This window comes from Colwellia maritima (assembly GCF_022669015.1).
In the GTDB taxonomy this organism is placed as follows: Bacteria; Pseudomonadota; Gammaproteobacteria; order Enterobacterales; family Alteromonadaceae; genus Colwellia; species Colwellia maritima.
Genome location: NZ_JAKKSL010000001.1, coordinates 1884476 through 1905545 on the forward strand (window position 1 = coordinate 1884476; position 21070 = coordinate 1905545).

Below are 21070 nucleotides of genomic sequence, written 5' to 3' on the forward strand. Positions count from 1 at the left end.
TCACTTAAGACGCTAATTGTAGGTTTTTTCGGGCAACTAAATCATGTATATTGGCTTGTGACGCAAGCACCATATAGATTGCTTCAAGAAACCCACTATTGTGAAATTTCGCTAAGGTGTCTTGAGGTAAACTATTCAACTTATCTTCATTAATGGTATAAAAACCAATTAACTGGTTTTTACTCCCGTCATTTAATTCAATATCAAGTGTGACTGATTCAAGTAGCTCGCATGTAAGTAATAGTTCAACAAAGTCGTTGTTTTGTTGTAAACCAACATGTAAAGACTCTAAAACATTTGCCATATGTTCAAGATAATCACTATTTCCGCCATATTCTAAAAATAAGTTAATACCTTGTTCGGTATTAACTTTAGGCGAGTCAAGATCAAGTGTAATAACACGTTGTTGCTCGGTTACACCATCATTAACTACGTTTTGTTGTCCAATATAAAAAGGCATACGTTGCACAGCTAAAGGAATATACGTGGCGTCCCATTTACCTTCTTTTAAAAACAAATTATCGTTATTTTCAAAAGCAAATAAGGTGACAGGCATAAACTGCCCAGTGTTATTATCTTTTTGAAACAAAATAGGATAATGAGCTTGTGCACTTCTAAATTCCATAGGAAACGTTTGGGCGAACCATACGTTATCTCCCATAGCGGCTGAACGCTCACTGTTAATTTTTAATTCTTTATGTTCAATGTTATTGAGTAGTACATGGTTTGCCATGGAAGGCCTCACTTATCGTTGTTTTGTTATGTTGCTGCCGTAGTTTACTAGCTTTTTATAATAGTACGTTTTAGATAGTTGCTAGCCCATATTGCTTGATTTTTTTATCAGTGATCGGTTTGACTCCATCACCTTAGATAATTGTTGTCGTTTATGTTGAACGTCGGCTAATGCCCGCTGTATAGTTTCATTTTGTTCATTATTTTCTCTACACGCCCGGGTGTTGAAGTGCATGCCGTATAAAACATATTGATAACTTGCCGCAGGAAACAAAGGATTACTGTGCGCAATATCAAATGATGATGGTGCTCGATATTGCCATAATTCAAGCATTTCTTGCAACGAGTCGGGAATGGTTCCGGGTTTCTATTGTCTACCCAGTACTCTGAATCGTCACGTTTAGACAATACATAGTGTAGCTTTAAAAACTCAATAATTTGTTGCCAGTGTGTTATGAACTTCTTATTAAAACGTTTAGCCGTTATCGCCATCGTGCTCTTAGTGACAGGTAATTGTTCACTGATCATTTGGGCTGCTTGTTCAATCATCGCTAATGCGGAAGCTTCAAGGGGTTCAATAAACCAAAGAGACATACCCACTGCAACACAGTTTTTATGCCAAAATTTTTCATAATAACCAGGGGTAAACGATAATTTTCTGATTGAAGTGTTCGCGTTGTTTTTGGTTTTATTTAATGAGTTTAGGTATTGTTCAAGTTCATCTTCTGCCGAACTATCGCTTGTATGTTGGCTTGAGTAAACATAACCAACACCACAACGAGATTGCAATCCTATATTCCAAATCCATCCAGATGTTTGTGCGGTAGACAGTGTGCAAGAGGCAATAGGTGAATTTTCATGTTCGTAAGGTACTTGAATTGCTAAGGCGGTGTCATTGAATAAAGTGTTTTTTTGAGAGCAAAATGGGATGTTAAAATGTTTACCTAATAATAAAGATTGTGCACCAGAGCAATCTATAAATAAATCGCCTTGAATATCGCCATTATTTTGAGTAGATACCGAGGCTATATCGCCATTTGTATCATTATTTACGGAAGTAATGTGTGCTGAAATATATTTTACATTGAGTTGCTTTATGCAATGGTCTTTTAATAATAGTGAAAACTTACCTGCATCAAGGTGATAACCATAATTTGCAATATAATCGTACGCTTTTAGTGTTATTTGTTTAGGTGCTAAGTTTTGTTCACACAAAATGGACTGATAACAAACTTGTTGGGCAAAAGGGAGAGGCTGATCAGGAGAATGCATGCCAACCTGTGCACCCAAGTCGAATTGATTGTTACCCACTGGGAGTGAAAAAGGATGAAAATAACTGTGATTTTGATTGTTAACTGTGGTGTTATTTAAGGCAACCTGTGAGTTTTCCCAATGAACAAATTTTGATGCTTGTTTAAAACTCGCATCGCAACATGAAAATAAATCAGCTTCATTAATGCCTATTTTTTTTAATGTTTCGCGCATTGATGGCCATGTACCTTCACCAACACCAATAGTAGGTACATTAGGCGATTCAATAACCGTGACCGAAATAGGGGAAGATAAGGTCGTATTGGCTTGAACGTGCTTAGCCGCAATTAAGCCGCGGCTATCCAACCGACAGTTCCACCACCGACAATGACAATATTTTTTATTTCAGATTGCATATGTACCACTTAGCCATTCAATAAATGTAATTGCTCTATTCCTATTAGCAATAATTTCAGCCTATTATTTATAATCCAGACTCATCATTTTTTTCTACAAGTTATCTATAAATAACTTAATGTTGATATGACTATAACAAGTAAGTTGGCTAATTACTAGTTAGCTTTGTGGGAATTTTGAATAATCTTAAAACAGACAAATGAATCAATTTGAGTTTTAGCTAAGGAGAATAAAAGGGCAGTTAGCAGTAACAAGCAAATACTATAAATAGATTAGTTCAAGGGGGAGATTGAACACTTATTACTGCTAACCTAAGCTTAATATAAAATAAGCTTAGGTAAATACTATGACATACATCAATAATAGTCAAATTGACAATTAGTGATGTGTTTTTACAAGCCTTTTCCCGTTGCTGCCCAATACATTCCACCATACAAATGAGCTTGAAATAAGGGGTCTTGATAACTTACGCCTATATGGCCTAAAGCCGTATAAAAAGAGCGACCACCATCAAATTTATGATACCAAGCGATAGGATGAAAATCACCCATACCAGTGCCCTTCACGGTTCCCCAATCAGCTGTGGGTGTATAAGTTTTTTCATCAACAGACAATAAATATTTTAAGTTTTTTGCTTTTTCTTTACCAAATTCATACCATTCATCTGTCCAGAAGAATTTTTTAGGCATTAATTCTAAACCGGGAAAATCAGGTTTTAGTACGGTAATTTTTCCTGTTTGTATCACCGGATGAATGATGAAACTACGTCCGACTAACTGCGTATACCATGGCCAATTGTACTCGGTATCTGAAGCACTATGAATACCAACAAAGCCTTTACCTGATTGAATAAAACGCTCCATTGATTTTTGTTGTTCTTCATTTAATACATCGCCTGTGGTTAACAAGAAAACAATAAGATCAAATTGCTGCAAATTTTCATCATTAAATCGGCTTGGATCTTCATGCCATTGATAATCAAAGTGATACTTTTTAGACATTTGCTCAAATGCCGTTACGCTTTCGTTAATGGCCTTATGATGCCGCCCATCGGTTTTGGTAAAAAGTAGCACGTTAAATTGTGCTGCGTGTAATACGCCTGTGAAACACAATAAAATAAATGAAAGCACGTGTGTTGTTTTTTTAATATTTGTCATTTGTTATCCTGCCATGTGTTCTAATTCGGTTCCTTTAGTTTCATGAACAAATTTGATCACAAAGCCAATGGAAATAAATGCACAAACTGTATAAAAGCCATAGGCTGCGGCTAAACCAACGCTAGCCAACATAATTGGGAACATCATGGTGATAGCAAAATTTGCTGTCCATTGTGCAAAACCGCTTACCGCAAGGCCTGATCCTCTAATTTGGTTAGGAAACATTTCTCCTAACATTACCCACATAACAGGACCCCATGATAAATTAAAGAAAAACACATAGGCATTAGCCGCCACTAGGGCTGTAGTTCCCATTGTCCCTATCACTAATGTACCTTGTTCATCTACGCCGACTTGAGAAAATGCAAAAACCAATATCGCCAAGGTGATAGACATGCCAACGGAGCCTAAAACTAAAAAGGGTTTTCGACCTATTTTGTCAATCATGAACATGGTTATAAAACAGGCAGCAATGCTCACAGCACCACTAATGATATTAATCAGTAAAGCATCTGATTCCGAAAAACCAACAGCTTGCCATAATACTGCACCGTAATAGAATACAACGTTAATCCCAACGAGTTGTTGGAATGTTGCTAAGCCAATTCCTACCCAAACTATTTTTCGGATTCGTTTGGTTTTGCTATCAAGTAAATCAGCTAATTTAGGCTCGTGCATATCAGCCGCTAATGACGTTTGAATTTCATGGAGTTTTTGAGTTGCAGCTTTCGAACCTATTAAACGCGTTAATACTGTTTTAGCCTGTTCATTTTTTGTTTTCATTACTAAATAACGAGGACTTTCGGGTATAAATAATAGTGCTACTAAAAATAAAACGGCAGGTATTAGTTCAATCCAAAACATCCAACGCCATGCTTCAAATCCCATCCATAATTCTTGTACTGATGTACCTGCCAAACCAGCCAAATAGTAGTTACTGACAAAAGCACTAAATAAACCAGTAATAATAGCAACCTGTTGGATTGATGATAAGGTTCCTCTATATTGTGCGGGGGCTATTTCACTAATATAAGCCGGCGCTAAAACTGATGCTGCTCCAACGGCTAAGCCGCCAATAACACGGTAGAAAATAAACTCAAGGGAGGTTATCGAAACACCTGAGCCCCAGGCACTAATAATAAAAAATATAGCGGTAATAATGAGAATGGTTTTACGGCCTAATTTATCAGCCATGCGACCTGCAGCAAAAGCACCTACTGCGCAACCAAGTAACATACTTGCAACATTGAAGCCTGTACCTACGCTATTTGAGTTAAAGGCAAGTTGTAAACCATCAACTGTTCCGTTGATAACGCCACTGTCAAAACCAAATAAAAATCCGCCAATCGTTGCAACACAGCTAATTAGTACAATGAGTAGTATATTTTGCTGTTCGGCAGAATCTTTTGCTTGGGCAACTTGTTCAGTTGACTGTGATACTTCTTGTTGCATTCTGTTCTCCAGATAATAATTATAATAAGTTAATGCTATTTTTTAATACGTTGTCACTATTAAATTTAATACCTTGCCCAGATCCAACCGACACTTGAAGACGACCATGATAAGGCTGAGACACACCAAGATTATCAATATAAGTTAATTTTTCTGGTGTTATGTTTATTGATAAGTGTTGTGTGCTGTTTGCAGCTAAGGTTATGTGCTTGAAGTTAGCTAACTGGCGTATGGGCGTTTTTACCGGGGCATCAGGCATTGACAAATATACTTGGACAACTTCATCAGCATCAAAATTTGATTTATTGCTCACTTGTGCTGATACCGTTAATTCTCTAGTGTCTGAGATAGACATAGCCATGTCTTTATAGCCAATTTTGGCATAACTTAAACCAAACCCGAATGGGTACAACACTTCGCCTTGGTAGTATTTGTAGGTACGGTTATCCATGGCGTAATTTTTAAAATCTGGTAAATCATCAACTGAACGATAAAAAGTCACAGGAAGTCGACCCGAAGGACTAAACTCGCCAAAAATAAGTCGACTCAATGCAGTTCCTGTTGATTCTCCAGGGTAAAAGCCCTGAATAATAGCAGAAGCGTGTTCATCCAACCAATTTAACGCAATCGCGCTACCACTTAAATTTATATAAATTAATGGCTTACCTGTTTTTGATAACGTCCTAAGTAGTGAACGTTGACTTGTGGGTAAGTTGATATGAGTGCGATCTCCATGGGAAAAACCGTCAATTTCTAAAGGCATTTCTTCACCTTCAAGGTTTGCGGTGATCCCCCCTACAAAAATGATAACATCTGACTTATTTGCTGCTGAAATTGCTTTTTGCGCTAGGTTTTCATCTTGATCTAACCAAGAAAGTTGTATTTCAGGTTCTATCACATTACTGTGCCAATAATTTTTGATGGTCGATTGGGCTTCAAAGGCATACGCTTTATTGGCCTGCAATTTCATGCCATTTGTAATCTCTTCACCATCAAGAGTGACTTTAATATTTTGGGTAGAAAATTCGTAATGAGCAGTGTGATTTGGCTTTAAAATTCCCTGCCATTTAGCTGAAAATTCATTAATGTTCTTACCATCAATTGGTGATTTGTTAAAATGAAGATCAATATTAGCATCGATTCTTTTAAGGGCAGGCTGAATACTAAAATGAGCAGCATCATAGTAAGAAGCCATTAAACCGGGCTTAATATTTCCTTTGTAGTCTTTATGATAAAAAAACTCAGCGGGAATAGGTTGGTGATGACTATAAACTTTACCGGTTAAACTTGAGCCAGTAGCAAAATGTACATTTTCACTGCCAATCATCTTGGTGATGGCATTTCTTGGGGTAATTGTTTCGATAGGCTTACCAAAATAATTGCCTATTAAAACAGTTTTGTTATCGGCATTTGGCCCTATTAACGCTACAACGGTGTCTTTCTTTAAGGGTAATGTGCCATCATTTTTTAACAGCACTAACGACTGTTCAGCCGCTTTTTGCGTGAGTGCTAAGTGTTCTTTTGAACCGACTGTTTCTAAACTTAAATTAGCGTAAGGCACTTGTTTAGCTGGATCGAACATTCCTAACTTAAAACGTGCTAAGAATAGTCGTTTAACTGCCTGGGTTATTTTTTCTTCTTTAATTAGCCCTTGCGCTACTGCTAATTTTAATTCAGCAAAGGTATTGCCGTGACTGTCACCACAATTTAAATCTGTACCACTTTGTACAGCTTTTGCGGCTGCTTCTGCGGGGCTGTCAACAATATGATGTGATTTTTCATCATAAAAATCAGCAATAGCACCACAATCAGACACAACATAACCATCAAAGTTAAATTTATCACGTAGTAATGTTTGTAATAATTCATCACTGCCGCAAGCAGGCTCCCCATTTACACGATTATAAGCACACATTACTGATGATACCTTAGTATTTTTAATCGTCTGTGCAAATGCCGGCATATAGGTTTCCATCATGTCTTTTGCCGAAACATGATAATCATCACTATGACGAGAAAACTCAGGGCCACTATGTACGGCGAAATGCTTTATTGTTGCAACAGATTTGAGATAATGCTTATCTGTTCCTTGTAAGCCATTGACAAAATTAGTTGCAATGCGGCTAGTTAAAAAAGGATCTTCTCCGTAGGTTTCCTGTCCTCGACCCCATCTTGGATCTCTGAAGATATTGATGTTAGGTGACCAATACGTCAGTCCCGTATAAATAGCGTTATTTTCTTCCTTCAAAAAAGCATGATGTTTCGCTCTACCTTCGTCAGAAATTGCCGTAGCAACATCAAGTACAAGTGCCTCATTGAACGAGGCAGCTAAACCGATTGCTTGAGGAAATACTGTCGCTTTACCTGCCCGAGCAATGCCATGTAATGCTTCATTCCACCATTTATATTCTGGAATGCCTAACCTGTCGATAGCCGGCGATTTGTCAAACATCTGTGCGATTTTTTCATCTAAAGTTAAGCGATCGACTAAATCATCTACTCTCGTTTTAATAGGTAAACTAGTATTTTTAAAAGGGTATTGTTTTTTTTGTTTTTTCTCGTCGTGCGAGGTAACCTCATAAGACATACAACCCACTAACGTTGTTATCGTAAAGAGTGTTGTTATAAAAATAACGAGTATTGATTTTGTTTTTTTTATGTTCATTCGAGTCGATTCTATTATTGTTTTAATATTAATGGTTTAAAAATTCATGGGTTAAACATAAAACTCAGCGATATAGTCTTTACCTAACTTAGATTTAAATTAACTTAGGTTGAAATTAACTTAAATTAAAAGTGACTAAGATTAAAAGTGACTTTTAACCTGTTCCATCTGTTTCTGTAAGCGCAAGCTCATTTCATGAGTCATTAAAGGGTGCTCAATTAACTGTTGTTGTATCGCAATACCTACCGCATTTGCTTCATAATTGAGACCAATACTGTCTCTTTGATCACTAAAGCTATCTATTTCATCATCAAGTTTATATAGGGAACATTCACTTGCTCGCCAAAAGTCAGGGATAACGATGTAGCCATCTTCGCCGATAATATAGGCCAAATTAGGTAATTTACATTGAAATGACGTTGCTAATGTTAATCTTGTTTCACCGTCGGCTAACATAATGACATCATTATCAACACCATTCGGGGCGAAATGTGACTTAACGTGTAGGTTAGTCATTGGTTCATCGGTAAAATAATTAGCAATGGCAAGAGGATAAATACCCATATCTAATAAACAGCCACCGGCAAGATCTCGGTTATACGCTCTAGATTGGCTGTCATAAGGCATAGGGTAACCAAAATCAGCTTTAATGTGTTTTACCTTGCCAATTTGTCCTTCTTTCACCCATTTTTTGGCTTGCTGAATAGCAGGTAAAAAATATGTCCACATGGCCTCCATTAGGAATAAGCCTTGCTCTTTAGCAAATAACGATAGTTTTTGGCTTTCCTCGCTACTTATAGTGATTGGTTTTTCACATAAAACAGATTTTCCGGCTTTCAATGCATCATAAGCATTTTGGTAATGAAAATTATGTGGGGTGGCAATATATACAATATCAATATCGGGATCATCAAACAGGGCTTGATATCCTTGATACGTTTTCTCAATGTCGTATTTTTGGGCAAAACTTTCTGCATCTTCTAGTTTTCTTGCCGCCACACCGGCCAATTTACCATTAGAGACAAAAGCCATATCTTGGCAGAACTGCTTTGGGCTATTATTCCTGTGCTTACAATGCCCCAACGTAATATCTTCTTATCACCCATTTTAATTACCTACTCAAAAAACTTATCTATTTAGAATAAAAAACAACAACCTTTCAAAAATAAAAACATAACAAAAGCATGAATCATTTACTTTTACGCAACTTACGTCCGTAAACTTATATTTTAATTGTTGATAGCGCTAACAATATGTAACTATACTAATACAACCTACTTACATTTAACAACTAATAATTGGAAATTAAAAATACCGTTATCCCAATTAGTATGGTTATTTTTAAAAAGCGTATGTAAATTATATATTTAATAGTCTGAGATTACTTTGAAAACAGTCGGGTAGCCAATGTTTTTATCACTTAATAAAATTATTTATGAAAATTTTTTATAGAAATCAATCATCGTAAAAGGGTAATAAAAACCAATTTTATTGGATGAAAGCGTAATTTATTAGACAAAAAAGCATTGCCAAGATAAATTCACAATGATAATGTTAGCGCTAACAAATAACACAACAAAAGAATAATTATGTATTTAGGAATTGATTTAGGTACATCAGGTGTAAAAGTTATCATTCTTGATGATAGTGATTGTTTAATTGCACAAGCTTCTTCAGCACTAGATGTTAGCCGTCGCGCCATTGTGGTCAGAGCAAAACCCTAGTGACTGGTGGCAAGCAACACAACTAGCTATAGCAGAGTTGCAAAGTAAATATGCTGCAAACTTAAAACAAGTAAAGGCGATTGGTTTGTCTGGTCAAATGCATGGTGCAACATTATTAGATGATGAAAACCAAGTGATAAGACCTGCAATTTTGTGGAATGATGGTCGCTGTGAAGCGCAATGTAAAGAAATTGAGCAAGTTGAACCTAATAGCCGAGCTATTACGGGTAATATTGCAATGCCAGGATTTACCGCACCTAAACTTGTTTGGTTAAAAGAGCATGAGCCTGAAAACTTTAATAAAGTAGCTAAAGTATTATTACCTAAGGATTACTTACGTTTTTTGATGACGGGGGATTTTGCCTCTGATATGTCAGACAGTCTTTGGTACCTTATGGCTTGATGTTGAAAAAAGACAATGGTCAACGAAGATGCTAAACGCTACGGGCTTAACGCTTGAGCAAATGCCGGCATTATTCGAAGGCTCTGAGATCACCGGTCACTTAAGTGCGGATATAGCTAAGCAATGGGGTATGAATGAAGTACCTGTTATTCCGGTGGCGGTGATAACGCAGCAGGCGCTGCAGGTATAGGTGTTATTAATCCTAATGAAGCGTTTCTATCACTGGGTACCTCGGGTGTTTACTTTGTAGCAAATGAAACTTACAACCCTAACCCTGATAGTGCGGTGCATACGTTTTGTCATTGTATTCCTAATACCTGGCACCAAATGTCAGTGGTATTGAGTGCTGCCAGTTGTTTAACCTGGGTTACAAAATTAACGGGTTTTAGTGATGAAAAAAGTTTACTCGACGAAGTTGCTAAACTCGATTTCACTTCACCATCAAACTTGGTTTTTCTACCTTATCTATCAGGTGAACGTACGCCACATAACAATCCAAATGCACAAGGTGTATTTTTTGGTCTTGACCACAATACGGGTGCCGCTGAATTAGGTCGAGCTGTATTAGAAGGCGTTGCTTTCGCTTTCGCTGACGGGCAACAAGCCTTGATTGCTGCAGGTACTAAAATTGATCAAGTTTCTGTTATCGGTGGTGGTGCTCGTAGTGCCCTTTGGGGAAAAATTCTTGCAAGTGTACTTAATACTCCATTGACCTACCGAAAAGGTGCTGAAGTTGGGCCTGCTTTCGGTGCCGCACGTCTTGCTAAAATTGGTGTTACTAACTTAGCTCCAAGTGAGGTTTGTATCGCGAGTGAAGTAGATTTTGTTATAGAACCCGACAGTACAATGCAAAACTATTACACAGCTCAACACAAAAAATATCAACAACTTTATCAAAGTTTAAAAGCACACTTTTAACCGTATTCATATTGTAAAAACAATTATTTAACTAGCACACTTAGACCGTATTAATTAGGAGAAAACCATGAGTGAACAATTTTTTAACAACGTAAAAAAATTCAATTTGAAGGTGCTAACAGCACTAATCCACTAGCTTTTCGTCATTATGATGAAAACAAAATCGTACTTGGCAAAACAATGAAAGAACATTTACGTTTTGCTGCTTGTTATTGGCACAACTTTTGTTCAACTGGTTTCGATATTTTTGGTGAAGGTACATTTGATCGTCCTTGGATCCAACCTACAGGTAACCAATTACAATTTGCTGAACAAAAAGCAAAAGTTGCTTTCGAATTTTTCGAAAAACTAGGTGCTCCTTATTTTTGTTTCCATGATGCAGATATTGCTCCTGAAGGAAATTCTTTAAAAGAATTCCATTCAAATGTTAATCACATTGCTGACATTTTTGAAAAAGAAATGGATCGCACAGGTGTTAAATTACTTTGGGGAACAGCTAACTTATTCTCAAATGCACGTTTTTGTGCGGGTGGTTCAACTAACCCTAATCCAGATCTTTACGCATATGCTGCTGCTCAAGTTAAGCATGCTATGGATGTTACACATCGTTTAGGTGGTGAAAACTACGTACTTTGGGGTGGTCGTGAAGGTTACGATACTTTATTAAACACTAACCTTAAGCAAGAAGGCGAGCAATACGCTCGTTTCCTTAAAATGGTTATTGAACATAAAAACAAAATTGGTTTTAAAGGTAAGTTATTAATTGAGCCTAAGCCTCAAGAGCCTACTAAGCATCAATACGATTACGATACAGCGACTGTTTCCGGTTTCTTACACAAGCATGGTATTCCGGTGAAGTACATGTAAACATTGAAGCTAACCATGCAACGCTTGCAGGTCATAGTTTCCATCACGAAATTGCTGTTGCTTGTGCTGAAGGTATCATGGGTAGTGTTGATGCTAACCGTGGCGACATGCAAAACGGTTGGGATACAGACCAATTCCCTAACGACGTAGCTGAATGTACGTTAGTAATGTACGAAATCCTTAAAGCGGGTGGTTTAGACACTGGTGGATTTAACTTTGATACTAAACTTCGTCGTCAATCATGTGAACGTGATGATTTATTCATTGGTCACATTGGTGGTATGGATACTATGGCTCAAGCTTTAGTTAACGCGGCTAAATTAATTGAAGATGCGCCTTTAACTAAATTTGTTGACGAACGTTACGAAAATTCGGCCGGAAAGGTAAATTAGGTCAAAGCATCATGTCTGGTGAGCAAAGCCTTGAAAGTTTATCTAAGTTAGTTCTTGAAGAAAATATTAGCCCTAAACAAGTTTCTGGTCGTCAAGAGTTACTAGAAAACATTGTTAATCGTTACGTTTAATTTATAAACCGAATTCTGGTTAATAAGCAAATTTAGCAAACTAACAGTAAGGATTGCTAGTGGTTAATCATAATCACTAGCATCCTTTTATCACTAGTACTAATTAAGCCGATTTAAGGTTAAGTAACATGAATTTATTAGAACAATTGAAACTCGTCACCAAAGTTGTAGCTGATAGTGGAGATGTAGACTCTATTAAAGCGTTAAACCCCGTTGATGCAACCACTAATCCCTCGCTTATTTTACAAGCAGCAAAACTACCACAGTACAAACACTTGATTGATGATGCCATTGAAAAATCAACGGTAGATGGCCAAACAGATATTGACAATGTATGTGATCAATTAATTGTGAACTTTGGTTGCGAAATATTAAAGCATGTACCAGGTCGTATCTCGTCAGAAGTTGATGCTAAATTATCGTTTGATACAGAAGCAAGTATTGAGAAAGGTCGTAAATTAATTGACCTTTACCAGGCAGCCGGTATCAATAAAGACCGTGTTTTAATTAAACTAGCTTCTACATGGCAAGGTATTAAAGCGGCAGAGCAATTAGAAAAAGAAGGCATTGCTTGTAACTTAACATTGTTATTTAGCATGGCGCAGGCGGTTGCTTGTGCAGAAGCTAATGTTACCTTAATTTCTCCTTTTGTTGGTCGTATTTTAGATTGGTATAAAGCTAAAGAGGCAATCACTCAAGAAGGGAAAGACTTTATTGGCGCTGATGATCCAGGTGTGCAGTCTGTTACTCGTATATATGAATACTACAAAACCTATGATTATAAAACTGTTGTCATGGGAGCAAGTTTTAGAAACACGTCTGAAATTATTGAGTTAGCAGGTTGTGATTTATTAACTATTTCACCTGCATTACTAACACAACTACAAGCAACTGAAGCTTGTCTTGAAACTAAGTTAGATGCAAGAAAAATCCCAACACAGTCGCGCGAGGCAATAACCGCACTGACTGAATCTAGTTTTGCGTGGCAGCATAATGAAGATGCTATGGCTGTTGAAAAATTATCTGAAGGCATTCGTAATTTTGCAAAAGACCAAGCCATTTTAGAAGAGATGGTTACCGCACTAATTAACACGCACTAGTTAACTAGGTGTTTAGCACTAAATTGCATTATGAATACTCGCGCAATACGCGTTATTCAACCCTATTGCTTGGTGGTTCATACGCATCCACTGAGCAATTACAATATTAATATCACTATATAAATCAAAGGAAATCATCATGACGTCTTCAAGGCAGCATCTCGCTAATGCTATTCGCGCTTTAACTATGGATGCAGTACAACAAGCAAAGTCAGGACATCCCGGCGCACCTATGGGTATGGCAGATATTGCAGAAGTATTATGGAATGATCATCTAAAGCATAACTTGACGAACCCTAATTGGTCAGATCGCGATCGTTTTGTGCTCAGTAATGGTCATGGTTCTATGTTAATTTATTCACTATTACATTTAAGTGGCTATGATTTACCTATTGATGAATTAAAACGCTTTAGACAACTACATTCTAAAACCCCTGGTCATCCAGAGTATGGTTACACTGTTGGTGTTGAAACAACCACAGGCCCATTAGGTGCCGGTATTTCAAATGCCGTTGGTATGGCTATTGCTGAAAAAACTTTGGCAGCACATTTTAACCGTCCAGATTTCGATATTGTTGATCATTACACCTATTGCTTTTTAGGTGATGGCTGCTTAATGGAAGGGATTTCTCATGAGGTTTGTTCACTCGCAGGCACTTTAGGTTTAGGAAAACTAATCGCCTTTTGGGATGATAATGGTATTTCAATTGACGGTAAAGTAGCAGGGTGGTTTACCGACGATACACCACACGTTTTGAAGCTTATGGTTGGCATGTTGTTCGCAGTGTTGATGGTCATGATCCCGTTGCCATTAATCAAGCAATTGAAGAAGCTAAAAAAATAACCGATAAACCTACCATGGTATGCTGTAAAACAACCATAGGTTTTGGTTCGCCAAATAAGTCAGGATCACACGACTGTCATGGTGCCCCCTTAGGTGATGATGAAATAGCAGCAACGAGAGCATTTTTAAACTGGCCACACGCACCTTTTGATATTCCAGAAGATGTTTATCAGGGTTGGAATGCTAAAAGCAAAGGCGACATAGCAGAATTAGCATGGTCAACATTATTCACAGCTTATCAAGCCAGTTACCCTGAGCTTGCAACAGAATTTACTCGTCGGGTTATTGAAGAAAAATTACCAGAGCAATTTGAACGAAAAGCGGATCAATATATCAACCTTTGCCAAAAACAAGGTCAAAACATTGCCAGTCGTAAAGCATCACAAAATGCAATTGAAGTATATGGCTCTTTGTTACCTGAGTTATTAGGAGGCTCTGCCGATTTAGCGGGTTCAAATTTAACGCTATGGTCTGGTTCGAAAGGTATTTCGGCAAGTGATGCTGATGGTAATTACCTTTTTTACGGTGTGCGTGAATTTGGAATGAGTGGCATCATGAATGGCTTGTCATTACATGGAGGTTTCATCAATTATGGCGGTACTTTCTTAATGTTTATGGAGTATGCACGTAATGCTGTTCGTATGTCAGCATTAATGGGCATTCAAAATATTTTTGTTTATACCCATGATTCTATTGGACAAGGTGAAGATGGTCCAACTCATCAACCTATTGAACAAATCGCTAACTTACGCATGACCCCTAATTTAACAACATGGCGTCCATGCGATGCCGTTGAGTCTGCGGTTGCTTGGAAACTTGCTGTACAAAAGCAAGGTGGTCCAAGTGCGTTAATTTTCAGTCGTCAAAATTTACCTCACCAAGCACGTGATACAACGCAAGTTAAAGCGATTGAGAAAGGTGGATACACACTCGTTGATTTATGCGGAACACCTGATGCTATTTTAATTGCTACAGGATCAGAAGTGGGGATTGCGGTTGACGCGGCAAAAGCTTTAGCTGAACAAGGTAAAAAGATTCGTGTTGTGTCTATGCCAAGCACTACGCTTTTTGATCAACAGTCAAAAGCCTATCAAGAAAGCGTATTACCAAAGCAGCAATAATATCTGTTGTCGCAATTGAAACGGCGCATGCGGATTTTTGGCACAAGTATGTTGGTAGAGCAGGTGAGATTATCGCAATGACATCGTTTGGTGAATCAGCACCAGGTGCTGATTTATTAACTCATTTTGGTTTTACAACTGAAAAAGTGATTGCAACAACTTTATCGGTTATCGAGAAAAACCAAGCCGTTTAGATTGATCAATGTTGTTATCAATCGAGTAAAATTAACATTACAATCCGTTTCATTAAGTAGGTGAACTACTATCAACCGTAGTTCACTTAATACATGCAATGGATACCACATTGGAAATATTAATATGCAATCTCAATCTAGAACTTCGTTAGACAGCGGCAAGCACTGGTTGCTCACGCCAAAGAGATGAAAAATCAACACATGAGTGACTTATTTAAAAAGAGTCCGCAACGTTTTGACCAGTTCTCTATAAAACTGTCACCTTTTATGCTCGATTATTCAAAAAACTTGATTAACGAACACACCTTGGACAAGTTGTTAGCTTTGGCTAAAGAATGTGATTTAGAAGGTGGCGAGAAAAAATGTTCTCAGGTGTACGTATTAATACAACCGAAGATAGAGCTGTATTACATGTTGCCTTGCGAAATCGCTCACAAAAAGCCATTTTACTTGAGGGCAACGACATCAATGAAGATGTACAAAATGCCTTAAATAAAATGAAAAACTTTACTGATAAAGTACGCCAAGGTCATTGGAAAGGCTATTCAGGAAAACGTATTACTGATGTGGTAAGTATCGGTGTTGGTGGTTCAAATTTAGGTCCTCAAATGGTAACTGAAGCACTTAAACCTTACAGTGATCATAGTATAAATGTGCATTACGTTTCTAATGTAGATGGCACGCAAATAGCGAATGTATTAAGACCTTTAAACCCGGAAAAAACCTTATTCATTGTATCGAGTAAAACGTTCACCACGACAGAAACTATGACGAATGCTAAAACAGCCATGCGTTGGCTAGTTGCGGCTTCGTTTGATGAGTCGTCTATTGCTAAACACTTTGTTGCGGTATCATCAAATAAGAAAAATGCCACCGAATTTGGTATTAAAGAAGAAAATATTTTTGATATGTGGGATTGGGTCGGCGGACGATTTTCATTGTGGTCTGCCATAGGCTTACCTATTGCGATTGATCTTGGTTTTGAACAGTTTATTCAATTATTAGAAGGGGCGCATGAAATTGACAATCATTTTTGTGAAGCACCTCTAGAGCAAAATGCCCCGGTTATTTTGGCTTTACTAAGTTTGTGGAACTGTACATTTTTAGGGGCTCAATCACAAGCAATACTGCCTTATGATCAATCACTACATATGTTATCCGCTTATTTACAACAAGCTGAAATGGAAAGTAATGGTAAATCTGTCTCTTGGAATGGTGAAACAATAGATTACCCAACAGTACCGACTATCTGGGGAGAAATTGGCATTAATGGTCAACATGCATTTTACCAATATTTACACCAAAGCAATAATATTGTGCCTGCTGATTTTATCGGTTCAATTGAAAGTGTTACACCGGTAAAAGGTCATCATGAAACACTCATGGCTAACTTTTTTGCACAAACGCAGGCCTTAATGCAAGGTGTTGACGAACAGCAAGTCCGTGAAGATTTAAAAGCGAAAGGCAGAACCGCTGAATATATTAATAAAGTTGCCCCGCACAAGGTACACAAAGGCAATAGACCCACCAATACTATTCTAATGAAGCGGATATCACCGCGATCTATCGGCAGCTTAATTGCGTTGTATGAGCATAAAATATTTACACAAGGTATTCTTTTACAAATCTGTTCATTTGATCAATGGGGCGTTGAATTAGGCAAAGGACTTGCCAACAATATTCAAGCGGAGCTAGAGAAAGGGCAAATCAATGAAAACCATGACAGCTCTACTAAAGGCTTAATACATTTCTATCAAGAGAATAAGTAACCCATTTTTCCATTAATGGATTCAATTAAAAGGGGAGTTGGTATTTTATAAGTAAGCTTAATTCCCTCGCAATGTTAATACTTCGAAGTTAATACCCTGAAATAAAATCCGTTACGACGCTATTAACCCGGCGAAGTAACGGATTTTTGCGTTAGTTATTCAGTTATTCAGTTGTTAAGTTTTTTAGCCAACCTTTTTGTCGCATCCGCAATGTAAACAACAGGGCTTTACATATTTCTTCAGAATACGCGGTGACTACTACCCAAAATAAAGGCCATTGATAATAGAATGCGGCGAGTAATGTTAATGGAATACTGACTACCCACATACCAATAGAATCTATCAGCAAACAATATTTGTTGTCACCGCCTGCACGTAAAACACCAATAGATAGTGTCATATTAAATACTTTAATGCAGGTACCAAAAATGAGTAGTAAAAATATTTCTGCCGCGAGTTTTAACGTATCAGAAGACATTAACTGAAAAGGTTGAAAAATAAGATCTTCAAATGAATATAACAATAGCGCTAGAAAAAATGTCACTATTGGTGCACCGATAGCAAATATAATTGCGGTTTGCCATGCTGCATTAAAATTGTTTGCTCCTAGCTTTTGCCCTACAACAATTGAACATGCGGAGGCAAAACCAAAGAAAGAGGCGATCAGTACACCTTCAATGGGGGTTAATATGCTCATTACCGCCAACTCTTGCGTACCCATTTGTCCATAGATTAATTGATAGGCAAACGTGCCTAACGACCAAACACCAAAACTTATCATCATTGGCCAGATCAGTCGGGCGAATTTTATCCATTTTGATAGACTATATAGCCGGTCAAAGCTATCACGGGATGGAAAAATGGGGTGTGCTATTTTTTTCAATGTATATACAATAACAACTAAGTGAAATAGTCGAGCAATTGTGGTTGCCCAAGCAGCACCTTTAACACCCATAGCATCAATACCTAAGCCTCCATTGATGAACCAGTAATTTAATACAACATTTAACGCAATGGCTAAGGCGCTAAATACCATGGGTAATTTAACTTGCCCGGTTCCTCGTAACGCATTTTCAAAAATGATGATAACCGCAATAAAAAATAAACTAGGAAAGGTTATCCATAAATATTGCTCACCTAACATGATAATAGTTGAGTCAGCACTAGCCCGCCAATATATTCGATGCAAAATAGCAATTAAGTATCACAATAGGTAACACGACAACCATGGCAAAAATTATAGCCATCAGTACGGTTCGTTTGATTTTACTTAACTGACAAGCACCAAAATATTGCGATGACATTACGCCAACGCCTGAGGCAATTCCTGTGATGATAATGAGAAATACAAAGAATATTCGGTTACTAATTCCCACCGAAGCAACGGCACTGTCACCTAGGTGTGATACCATAATAATATCTACCATACCAAGTAGGGTGACTAAAACACTTTGTAAGGATATTGGCCAAGCAAGTTTGGTGACTTTCTTAATAAAATTGGTATCGAATAAGGTCATAAATTTAAATCGTTAAAGGCTATGTGAAAGAGATAATTACGTAATATTTGTGTAATATTACAGTGGCTCTATTTTATTTCATTTAAGCAGTTATAACGATAAGTGCAAATATCATCTATTATGTTCAAAACTATCATTTAAGTATTTTTATGTGGCAAGATATATTAAACATTCACCAAGACTGTGAAGAGTATTTTCTAAACTTTGAAACAATGCCAGGTCATGCCGATTCACTGATTGCTTGTGCAGGGGTTTCAACATTAAGAACGGCATATCAAATAGGTAAAACAGGTATAGGTGAATTGTTTGATAAAAAAGAAGTGAATAGAGTACATGTTCATTACTTATTGGTTACCCACTCAGGCGCCGGAAAAGTAACTTTAGAAAGTGGTGAATATTTAATCACACCGGGTAGCATTCTTATTTTACCTGTCGGCACACCATTTCTTTACGAATTAGCTGACGAGCATTGGAGTATGAGTTGGCTGCTTTTACATGATTGTGCACAATTTAATTATATTCATGATTTGTCTCCTTCAGTATTTCAATCAGATAAAGCACAACCGCTTTATAAAACGATGACATTATTGCGAGATCTTAATCATGTATCAGGTCAACATCAAACCGAGATAATGACAGGGTTAATTGAGGTTTTAATTTACCAAATTGAGCAATCTACCAATAAGAACGTCAATTTAAGTCCGCAACAATGTAAATTTACCTCATTAATTCAATCGGTAAAAAAACAGCTTCAATATCCGTGGACGGTTGCAATACTTGCTGAAAAAATGCATCTTTCAGAACCTCAGTTTTATCGGTTATGTAAACGAGAAACTGATATGTCTCCATTAAAACTTATAACTAAGTACCGACTAGAGTACGCTTGTAATTTACTTCGCTATACCAACTATAATTTAGAGCAAATAGCTTTTAGTATTGGCTATGCTGACAGCATTAGTTTTGCTCATCGATTTAAATTGTTCTATGGAATCAGCCCTGGGAAATGGCGAAGTTTAGAAAAAGACTAACTTAACCTCAACTCGGGTTAAGAAGTTTTTAACTCATTGAAAATTAGTATTTAATTTTCCTCTTATCACTATAATGAGATAGTTTTGCTTAATTCAAGGCAAATTTACGCGTCAATAGCTAGTCTATTGCAAGTGAATTTAACGAAGAAGTTAGTAAAAATAGCCATTATAGAAAGATTTATTAAGCCGAGCTGAGGTTAACTTACGTTTCCTGAGGTTTTTTCGTAGAATCTCGCTCAATAATTTCAAAATCTAACACATTACGATACTCGCGAGTATTGGACGTAGATAAATCAGAAAACTTACCTGAAGCAATGATTTCAACGGCTAAATCAGCCATTTGTTTAATGGGTTGTCGAACGGTTGTTAAGTTGGGTGAAACGGCCGTTGCAATATGGCCATCATCAAATCCAACAATAGATAAATCGTTAGGTACAGAAAGTCTATTCATATGTGCCGCTGATAAAGCGCCTGCTGCCATTTCATCATTGGCAGCAAATATTGCGGTTGGCCTATTTGGTAAAGACAGTATTTTTTTGGCTGCCATTAAACCTGAATCAACAGTAAATAAACCTTGTTCAATATATTCAGGCGGAACTGAAATTTTGTTTGAACGTAAGGCGTCTAAATAGCCCTGATAACGTAATCGACTGACCCCTTGATTAGGATTCCCTATAATATGACCAATTTTGGTGTGACCTTGTTTTATTAATAACTCAGTCAGCTCAAAACTTGCCTGATAATCATCCATACAAATATAAGGTGATAAATTAAATTGGCTGTCAGGCGCTATTCTTACAAAGGAAATATTTTTTTCTTTAAGCATTTCAAGCAATTTAGTATCATTGCAAACAGGGGGTAATAATATTATGCCATCCACTTTAGTTACTTCAATAAGTTCTTGTACAGAAGCGAGTGATTTTTCAGAATCTTCATCAATCTCATCTGCAACCAAATGATGCCCAGTTAAGCGACAACTTTTTAATCCGCGAAGTAGAAATTTACTTACATAAGAAGTATCTGAGTCAAAGTAGAGTAAACCAATAAAAAATGACTTATTACTCGCTAATCGGCGCGCAGAAACATTAGGTCGATAATTAAGCGCTTTCACCGCATCCATAACTAGGGTACGTTTTGCATCACTCACCTTCGCATGATTACTCAGCACTCGGGATACCGTCATACTTGAAACGCCTGCCATTTTAGCCACATCTTGTATTCTTGCGCGTTTAGAAGCCGTCACTAAATTAATTCCATACGTTAATTCATCTTACATGGCTGCATTATAACAAAATTTGGTAGCGATATCATTTAATAATTCAATTTAACCTTTTAAAATTAAATTTTATATAATACAAATAAAAACAGTGATTTAAATTAGATAATGT

Annotated in this window: 8 protein-coding genes and 6 pseudogenes; 6 read left to right on the forward strand and 8 right to left on the reverse strand. The window is 37.1% G+C overall.

Translation table 11 applies throughout. The features are described from left to right. Positions 1–4 precede the first annotated feature (4 nt). The 6 genes and pseudogenes from L3081_RS09195 to L3081_RS09220 all read right to left on the reverse strand — a co-directional run bounded on the left by L3081_RS09195 (position 5) and on the right by L3081_RS09220 (position 8757). Positions 5–733, reverse strand: coding sequence for a SapC family protein (locus L3081_RS09195; protein WP_242285081.1), 729 nt, complete (start codon positions 731–733; stop codon positions 5–7). Between the two features lie 81 nt (positions 734–814). Beyond that, positions 815–2399, reverse strand: a pseudogene (locus L3081_RS09200) (tryptophan halogenase family protein). Between the two features lie 393 nt (positions 2400–2792). Further along, the gene (locus L3081_RS09205; protein WP_242285085.1) at positions 2793–3557 is read right to left on the reverse strand and encodes a ThuA domain-containing protein; all 765 of its coding nucleotides are present in this window, start codon (positions 3555–3557) and stop codon (positions 2793–2795) included. 3 nt (positions 3558–3560) lie between these two features. Further along, positions 3561–5009 carry a sugar porter family MFS transporter gene (locus L3081_RS09210; RefSeq protein WP_242285086.1) on the reverse strand — a complete coding sequence of 483 codons (1449 nt, stop codon included), beginning with the start codon at positions 5007–5009 and terminating at the stop codon, positions 3561–3563. 19 nt (positions 5010–5028) lie between these two features. Beyond that, on the reverse strand, positions 5029–7674 hold the full coding sequence (locus L3081_RS09215) for a glycoside hydrolase family 3 C-terminal domain-containing protein (RefSeq protein WP_242285088.1): 2646 nt from the start codon (positions 7672–7674) through the stop codon (positions 5029–5031). Between the two features lie 141 nt (positions 7675–7815). Continuing rightward, a complete protein-coding gene (locus tag L3081_RS09220) occupies positions 7816–8757 on the reverse strand; it encodes a Gfo/Idh/MocA family protein (protein WP_242285090.1) in 942 nt (313 codons plus the stop codon). A 506-nt stretch (positions 8758–9263) separates the two neighbouring features. Between L3081_RS09220 and xylB the strand changes: the two are divergent. The 5 genes and pseudogenes from xylB to pgi all read left to right on the forward strand — a co-directional run bounded on the left by xylB (position 9264) and on the right by pgi (position 17137). After that, positions 9264–10719, forward strand: a pseudogene (gene xylB / locus L3081_RS29000) (xylulokinase). 67 nt (positions 10720–10786) lie between these two features. Next, positions 10787–12109 (forward strand): annotated as a pseudogene (gene xylA / locus L3081_RS09235) (xylose isomerase). 128 nt (positions 12110–12237) lie between these two features. Continuing rightward, a complete protein-coding gene (tal, locus tag L3081_RS09240; protein ID WP_242285100.1) occupies positions 12238–13209 on the forward strand; it encodes a transaldolase in 972 nt (323 codons plus the stop codon). Between the two features lie 139 nt (positions 13210–13348). After that, a pseudogene (tkt, locus tag L3081_RS09245) lies at positions 13349–15368 on the forward strand (transketolase). A gap of 186 nt (positions 15369–15554) precedes the next feature. Further along, positions 15555–17137: pseudogene (gene pgi, locus L3081_RS09250) on the forward strand (glucose-6-phosphate isomerase). Positions 17138–17300: 163 nt separating this feature from the next. On the opposite strand, the pseudogene L3081_RS09255 reads toward pgi, so the two are convergent. Continuing rightward, positions 17301–18654, reverse strand: a pseudogene (locus L3081_RS09255) (MATE family efflux transporter). A gap of 149 nt (positions 18655–18803) precedes the next feature. Here L3081_RS09255 and L3081_RS09265 point away from each other — a divergent pair. Continuing rightward, a complete protein-coding gene (locus L3081_RS09265) occupies positions 18804–19682 on the forward strand; it encodes an AraC family transcriptional regulator (RefSeq protein WP_242285105.1) in 879 nt (292 codons plus the stop codon). A 202-nt stretch (positions 19683–19884) separates the two neighbouring features. Here L3081_RS09265 and L3081_RS09270 read toward each other — a convergent pair whose 3' ends face one another. After that, positions 19885–20925, reverse strand: a complete 1041-nt coding sequence (locus tag L3081_RS09270; protein WP_242285107.1) for a LacI family DNA-binding transcriptional regulator — start codon at positions 20923–20925, stop codon at positions 19885–19887. Between the last annotated feature and the right edge of the window lie 145 nt (positions 20926–21070).